The sequence below is a fragment of the Methylobacterium sp. WL116 genome (assembly GCF_008039455.1).
Classification (GTDB): domain Bacteria; phylum Pseudomonadota; class Alphaproteobacteria; order Rhizobiales; family Beijerinckiaceae; genus Methylobacterium.
Map to the genome: position 1 here is coordinate 1 of NZ_VRUV01000236.1, position 6,980 is coordinate 6,980.

Below are 6,980 nucleotides of genomic sequence, written 5' to 3' on the forward strand. Positions count from 1 at the left end.
GCCCCGGCGCCGCGGCCGTCGCGACGAGGCGGGCGACGCCGTAGACCAGGGCGAAGGCGAACAGGGGATAGCTGTCGAGGAAGAACCCGTAGGCGCGCGGCGCCAGCCAGTCCGGCAGGTCGGAGCGCTGGCTGACCCCGGTCGCGGCGACGAGACCGAGGCAGAGCAACGCCGCCGCCACGGGTGCGGCCGCGAGGGTTGTCCTGCGCATCGGGCGCTCCGCCGTGACGCGGCCGGGCCGCTACTTCGCCTCGTAGTGGTCGCGCACCAGCCGGTCCAGCAGGCGCACGCCCCAGCCGGCGCCCCAGCTCTTGTTGATCTCGCTCGCGGTCGAGGACATGCCGACGCCCGCGATGTCGAGATGCGCCCACGGCACGTCGTTGACGTAGCGCTTGATGAAGGCCGCCGCCGTCGCGGCGCCGCCGTGGCGGCCGCCGGTGTTCTTCATGTCGGCGAACTTCGAGTCGATCGCCTTGTCGTAGGCGGGAATGAGCGGCATCCGCCAGACCTTCTCGCCGACCGCCTCGCCGGTGGCGTGGATCTTCGCCGCCAGGTCGTCGTCGTTCGAGAACAGGCCGGCGATGTCCTGGCCCAGCGCCACGATGATCGCGCCGGTGAGCGTGGCGAGGTCGATCATGAATTTCGGCTTGTAGGCGCCCTGCACGTGCCAGATCACGTCGGCGAGGACGAGGCGGCCTTCCGCGTCGGTGTTGATCACCTCGATGGTCTGGCCCGACATCGAGGTGACGATGTCGGACGGCCGGTAGGAGGCGCCGTCGGGCATGTTCTCGACGATGCCGATGGCGCCGACCACGTTGACCCGCGCCTTGCGGGCGGCGAGCGCGTGCAGGGTGCCGACGACGGCGGCCGCGCCGCCCATGTCGCCCTTCATGTCCTCCATGCCGCCGGCCGACTTGATCGAGATGCCGCCGGAATCGAACACCACGCCCTTGCCGATGAAGGCCACCGGCGCCTCGCCGGCCGGGCCGCCGTTCCAGCGCATCACCACGACCCGCGGCTCGCGCACCGAGCCCTGCGCCACGGCCAGCAGCGCGCCCATGCCGAGCTCGCGCATCCGGGCCGGCTCCAGCACCTCGACCTCGACGCCGAGCCTGGTCAGCTCGGAGGCGCGACGGGCGAACTCTTCCGGCGTCAGGACGTTCGGCGGCTCGTTGATCAGGTCGCGGGCCAGCGTCACGCCTTCGGCGACGGCGGTGCTCGCCTGCGCCGCGGCCTCGGCCTCGGCGTGGCCGGCGAGCATCAAGGTCAGCGTGGTCGCGGCCTTGGTGTCCTCGGCGTCGGGCTTCTTCTTGGTCTTGTAGCGGTCGAAGCCGTAGCTGCGCAGGCGCGCGCCGAGGGCGAAGTCGGCGGCGTTCGCCGCCGCGATCGCGGCGCCCGGCCAGTCGAGCACCACGCGCGCCTCGCGGCCCGAGACCTTGCCCGCGGTGAAGCCGCCGAGAACCGGCCAGTCGATCTTGGCGCGGTCCTTGTCGGTGCCGAGGCCGACCACCACCAGCCGAACGGCGTCGACGCCGGCCGGCGCCGGCAGCACCAGCGCGCTCGAGGCCCGCGCCTTGAACTTCTCGCTGCCGGCGGCGCGGGCGATCAGGTCGATGCCGCCCTGGCCGAGCGCATCCCGCGCGCCCGCGCCGAGCACGAGGTCGTCGCCGACGAACACCACGAGGTCCCCGGATCCGCCCCGGCCGAGGGGGGCGAAATGGATGGTGATGCCGTCCGACATGGCGTTGCCTTCTGCCCTGTTCCGCTGTCACGAGCGTGCTCGACAGCCGCACGCCCATCGGTGCCCTGTGTAGCCGGTGAGGCGGAGAACGCAACGCGACCCGGGCGCCCTCGAAAGGCCCCAGTTCACGCGCCATCGGAAAGGACGGCCGGGCGATCCGGCGACGGGGCCCCAGACCGTGCGGGCGGGCGCGGCGACGGGCGGGCATGGCGGAAGTAGGGGTTCGATGACGCAGATCGCGCGCTACATCTTCCGCATCGCGCTCGGGGCCTTCCTCGCCTGCCTCGTCGGCCTCACCGGCACGATCTGGGTGACGCAGGCGCTGCGCGAGCTCGACCTGATCACGGCCAAGGGCCAGACCGTGCTGGTCTTCCTGTTCATCACCGGCCTGTCGTTGCCGACCCTCGTCGTTGTGATCGCGCCGGTGGCCCTGTTCATCGCCGTCGTCTACGCGCTCAACCGCCTCAACGGCGATTCCGAGCTGATCGTGATGTCGGCGTCCGGGATGAAGCCGCGTGCGATCCTGCGGCCGTTCCTCACGCTGGCCTTCGCGGTGAGCGCGCTGGTCGGGTTCGTGACCATCGTGGTGATGCCGGCGAGCTTCCAGGAGCTGCGCGACGTGATCACCCGCGTGCGCGGCGACTTCATCGCCAACGTCGTCAAGGAAGGGCAGTTCACCCAGCTCGACAACGGCATCACCTTCCACTTCCGCGAGCGCGGCCCCGGCGGCGCCCTGCTCGGCCTGTTCATCCAGGACCGGCGCGAAGCCGGCAAGACCAAGGTCTATCTCGCCGAGCGCGGCAACGCGATCGACGTGGACGGCGGCAGCTACCTCGCCCTGCAGAACGGCAGCGTGCACCAGCAGCAGAAGGATTCGCGGGACAGCTCGATCCTGACCTTCGAGCGCTACACGATCGACCTCGCGGCCTTCGCGCCGCCCGACGGCGACACGGTGTACAAGCCGCGCGAGCGCTCGACCGCGCAGCTGCTCTTCCCCGACAGGACCGAGGGCTACTTCCAGCTGCAGAAGGGCCGCTTCCGCGCCGAGCTGCACGACCGGCTCTCGGCCTGGCTCTACCCGCTCGCCCTGGTCTTCATCGCGTTCGCGGCGCTCGGCGACCCGCGCACCACCCGACAGGGCCGGGCCGGCGCGGTCGCGAGCGCGGTCATCGCGGTCATCGCCCTGCGCATCGCCGGCTTCACCGCGACCAGCGCGGCGACCCGCAGCGCCGGGGCGGTGGCGGCGATCTACGCGGTGCCGCTGCTGGCGATCGCGTTGTCGTCGCTGATCATCTTCCAGGGCCCGGCGGTGCGCGCCCTCAACGGCCGCCTCGCGGCCGCCGTGCGGGGGCGGTTCCGCGCGCCCCGCCTCGCCGCCGGCTGAAACCGCATGCTGATCGGGTTCACCCTCGGGCGCTACTTCGCGGCCCGCTTCGCGCGCACCGTGCTCGGCGTGTTCATCACGGTGTTCGCGCTGGTCTACACCCTCGATTTAGTGGAGCTGCTGCGCCGCGCCGGCGACGCGGAGGGCGCGTCCACAGGTTTGATGGCCCAGCTCTCGCTCTACCGCACGCCCGCGGTGGCCGAGGGCGTGCTGCCCTTCGCCGTGCTGTTCGGCTCGATGGCGGCCATGCTCCAGCTCTCGCGCAAGCTCGAGCTGGTGGTGGCGCGCGCCGCCGGGATCTCGGCCTGGCAGTTCCTGCAGCCGGGCTTCTTCGTCGCCCTGGCGCTCGGCGCCTTCACGGTCGGGGTCTACAACCCGGTCTCGGCGATGATGAAGCAGCGCTCGACCGAGATCGAGGCGAAGATCTTCGCCAAGTCGACCAAGGCGTCCTCGGGCAAGGACCTGTGGATCCGCCAGAAGAGCCTCGACGGCGGCGCGATCATCCGCGCCGAGACCGCGATCGAGGGCACGACGACGCTGGCCGGCGTGCAGGTCTTCACCTTCGACGATGCCGGCCTGTTCGTCTCGCAGATCGTCGCCGCGCGGGCGAGCCTGCACGACGGCTACTGGGAGCTGACCGACACCCGGGTGCTGACGCCGGGCAGCCCGCCGGAGGCCTTCGGCACCTACCTCATCGCCTCGACCCTCGATCCGAGCCAGGTGCGCCAGCGCTTCACCCCCCCGGAATCCGTGCCTTTCTGGCAACTACCCGACACCATCGCACGCACCGAGCGGGCCGGGTTGGATGCGACCCGCTACCGTCTCCAGTATGATGTGCTGTGGGCCCGGCCGATCCTCTTCCTGGCCATGGTCCTGGTGGCGGCAACCGTTTCCTTACGGTTCTTCCGCTTTGGTGGTGTGGGAAAGCTGGTGCTCGGAGGGGTCGCCGCGGGGTTCGCCCTGTACGTCGCCCGCCAGGTGATGGAAGGCCTCGGAGCCTCCGGGATCGTCGCGGCGCCGGTGGCGGCGTGGTTCCCGGCCGTGGTAGGAAGCCTTCTCGGTACGCTCACGCTTCTGTACCAGGAAGACGGCTGACGCCCGCTCTCCGGAGCGGGCACGGGAGACGGACGTGGACGGAAACGTGGCGGCGGGCGTCAGCGGAGTTGGGACAGGCGTTGCGTAAGGTCGCCGACATCGCGAAGGTCCTCGGGCTGCTGGCGCTGCTCTGCGCCGGCACGTCCGTCGGCGGTGCCGTGCCCGCGGGCGCCCAGGGCCTGCCGGGCGGCAAGCCGGTCGCCGGCAAGCCCGTGGCCGGCAAGCCCGGCGACAAGCTCCTCGTCGAGGCCGACGAGCTGATCTACGACAACGACAAGAACACCGTCACGGCGCGCGGCAACGCCGAGCTGCATTACGGCCCGCGCACGCTGCAGGCCGACCGCGTCCGCTACGACCGGGCCTCGAGCCGCGTCTTCGCCGAGGGCAACGTCCGCCTGACCGACCAGGACGGCGCCGTCGTCACCGGCGAGAAGATGGAGCTCACCGACGACTTCAAGAGCGGCTTCATCGACAGCCTGCGCATCCAGCAGACCGTGGAGCGCAAGGGCGAGACCATCCGCACGCGCTTCTCGTCGCCGCGCGGCGAGCGGCTGGAAGGCGAGCAGACCAGCTTCGATTCCGGCACCTACACCGCCTGCGAGCCGTGCCGCGACCACCCGGAGAAGCCGCCGCTGTGGCAGGTGCGCGCCGCCAAGATCATCCACAACAACGAGACCCACACGATCTACTTCGAAGACTCGACCGTCGAGATCGCCGGGATCCCGGTCGCCTACCTGCCGTATTTCGAGTCCGCCGACCCGACGGTGAAGCGCCAGAGCGGCTTCCTGACCCCGCGCTTCATCAACACGACGGCGCTCGGCACCGGCCTGACGGTGCCGTACTTCTTCAACCTCGCGCCGGATTACGACCTGACGCTGTCGCCGTCCTTCCTGAGCCGCCAGGGCGTGCTCGGGCAGGGCGAGTTCCGCCAGCGCCTCGACAACGGCAGCTACAACCTGCGAGTCTCGGGCATCTTCCAGACGACGCCCTCGGCCTTCCTGCCGGGACCGATCGGCGCGGGCGACCGCGACTTCCGCGGCTCGATCGAATCGAAGGGCCGGTTCTACATCAACGACCGCTGGCGCACCGGCTGGGACCTCGTCGGCGTGACCGACAAGTGGTTCCTCGACAACTACCGCATCCGCAACCAGTCGATCACGACGGACTACTTCCGAGAGGCGGTATCGACCGCGCACCTCACCGGCCAGGGCGACCGCTCGTACTTCGAGATGCGCGGCTACTACTTCAAGGGCCTGTCGAGCTTCGACTGGCAGAAGGAGCAGCCGCTGGTCCTGCCGGTGATCGACTACGACAAGCGCATCAACGGCCCGGGCGAGCTCGGCGGCGAGGTCCGCTTCCAGGCCAACATCACCAGCCTGACCCGCGAGGCGACGGACTTCCAGGGCCTGCCGCGCACCGGCACCTACCTGTTCAGCCCGAGCGTCAACGGCATCAGCTACCCGCTCTACGAGACCTGCACGACCTTCAACCGCAACACCTGCCTGGTGCGGGGCCTGGCCGGCACGGACACCCGCGCCTCGGCGCAGCTCTCCTGGCGCCGGACCTTCATCGACGACCTCGGCCAAGCGATCACGCCGTTCGCGTACCTGCGCACCGACGCGTTCTTCGTGAACCCGAGCCTGTCGGGCTACCAGAACGCCCTGGTGCCGCAGATCGCCTCCGTCGACGACGGCTTCTCCGGCCGGGTGATGCCGGCGGTCGGCATCGACTACCGCTATCCCTTCGTCAGCGATTTCGGGCCGCTCGGCGTCCACACCCTGGAGCCGATCGCCCAGGTCATCGCACGCCCCTCCGAGACCCGGATCGGCCACCTGCCGAACGAGGACGCGCAGAGCCTCGTCTTCGACGACACCTCGCTGTTCCAGTGGGACAAGTTCTCCGGCTACGACCGGGTCGAGGGCGGCGTGCGCACCAACCTCGGCGCGCAGTACTCGGTCGTCACCGCCTCGGGCTGGTACGCGAACGCGATGTTCGGCGAGTCGATCCAGCTCGCCGGCGTCAACTCGTTCCGCCGCGGCGACATCGCCAATGTCGGCCTCGATTCCGGCCTGGAGAGCACCGCCTCCGACTTCGTGGGCCGCTTCCAGGTCTCGCCGAACCAGAACATCAGCTTGATCACCCGCGCCCGCTTCGACCACGCGGACTTCAAGGTGAACCGCTTCGAGACCGGCGTCACCGCGCGCTTCGCGCCGTTCCTGCCGCTGTCGCTGTCGGCGTTCTACTCGTACTACGAGGCGCAGCCGCTGCTCGGCTTCAGCCATCGCCGCGAGGGCATCACCGCGACGGCGACCTACAACATCACCCCGAACTGGTTCGTCACCGGCTCGGCGCTCGTCGACCTGACGCACTACCTCGACACGCGGACGCTCTATTCCGAGGCGCTGGCGAGCTACATCGCCAACCCGGTCGGCACCCTGCCGACCTACCAGAACCCGGGCCGGTTCTACCTGTCGGGCATGAGCGTCGGCGCCGGCTACCAGGACGAGTGCACCACGGTGTCGCTGAACTACATCGTCTCGCCGATCGCCACCGTGACCGGCGTCGCCGAGCGCAACCAGACCGTGCTGCTGCGCGTCGAGCTCAAGACCCTCGGCGAGGCCGACCTGCGCCAGAACGTCGGCACCGCCACCACCGCGGACGGCATCGCCTCGGCGCACTGAGCGCGGGAGCGGGTCGCGGCGGCGCGGGCGGCCTGCTAAGGCAGGCCTCCCCGCCGCGAAACCCCGCCGACCCCGATGC

The 6,980-nt window shown here is 70.3% G+C and carries 4 protein-coding genes and 1 pseudogene; 3 read left to right on the plus strand and 2 right to left on the minus strand.

Going from position 1 to position 6,980, the window contains the following annotated elements; all coding sequences use genetic code 11:
- Both FV223_RS16555 and FV223_RS16560 read right to left on the minus strand, forming a co-directional pair.
- Positions 1-211 (minus strand): annotated as a pseudogene (locus FV223_RS16555) (hypothetical protein); the annotation flags it as partial.
- Between the two features lie 30 nt (positions 212-241).
- On the minus strand, positions 242-1,741 hold the full coding sequence (locus FV223_RS16560) for a leucyl aminopeptidase (protein ID WP_147728063.1): 1,500 nt from the start codon (positions 1,739-1,741) through the stop codon (positions 242-244).
- A 226-nt stretch (positions 1,742-1,967) separates the two neighbouring features.
- Here FV223_RS16560 and lptF point away from each other — a divergent pair, with 226 nt between their 5' ends.
- From lptF to FV223_RS16575, 3 genes are all read left to right on the plus strand, one after another.
- Entirely contained in the window at positions 1,968-3,125 is a 1,158-nt protein-coding gene (lptF, locus tag FV223_RS16565) for an LPS export ABC transporter permease LptF (RefSeq protein ID WP_147728064.1), read from the plus strand.
- A 6-nt stretch (positions 3,126-3,131) separates the two neighbouring features.
- Positions 3,132-4,220, plus strand: a complete 1,089-nt coding sequence (gene lptG / locus FV223_RS16570) for an LPS export ABC transporter permease LptG (RefSeq protein WP_147728065.1) — start codon at positions 3,132-3,134, stop codon at positions 4,218-4,220.
- A gap of 80 nt (positions 4,221-4,300) precedes the next feature.
- On the plus strand, positions 4,301-6,901 hold the full coding sequence (locus FV223_RS16575; protein WP_147728066.1) for an LPS-assembly protein LptD: 2,601 nt from the start codon (positions 4,301-4,303) through the stop codon (positions 6,899-6,901).
- The last annotated feature ends 79 nt before the right edge of the window (positions 6,902-6,980 follow it).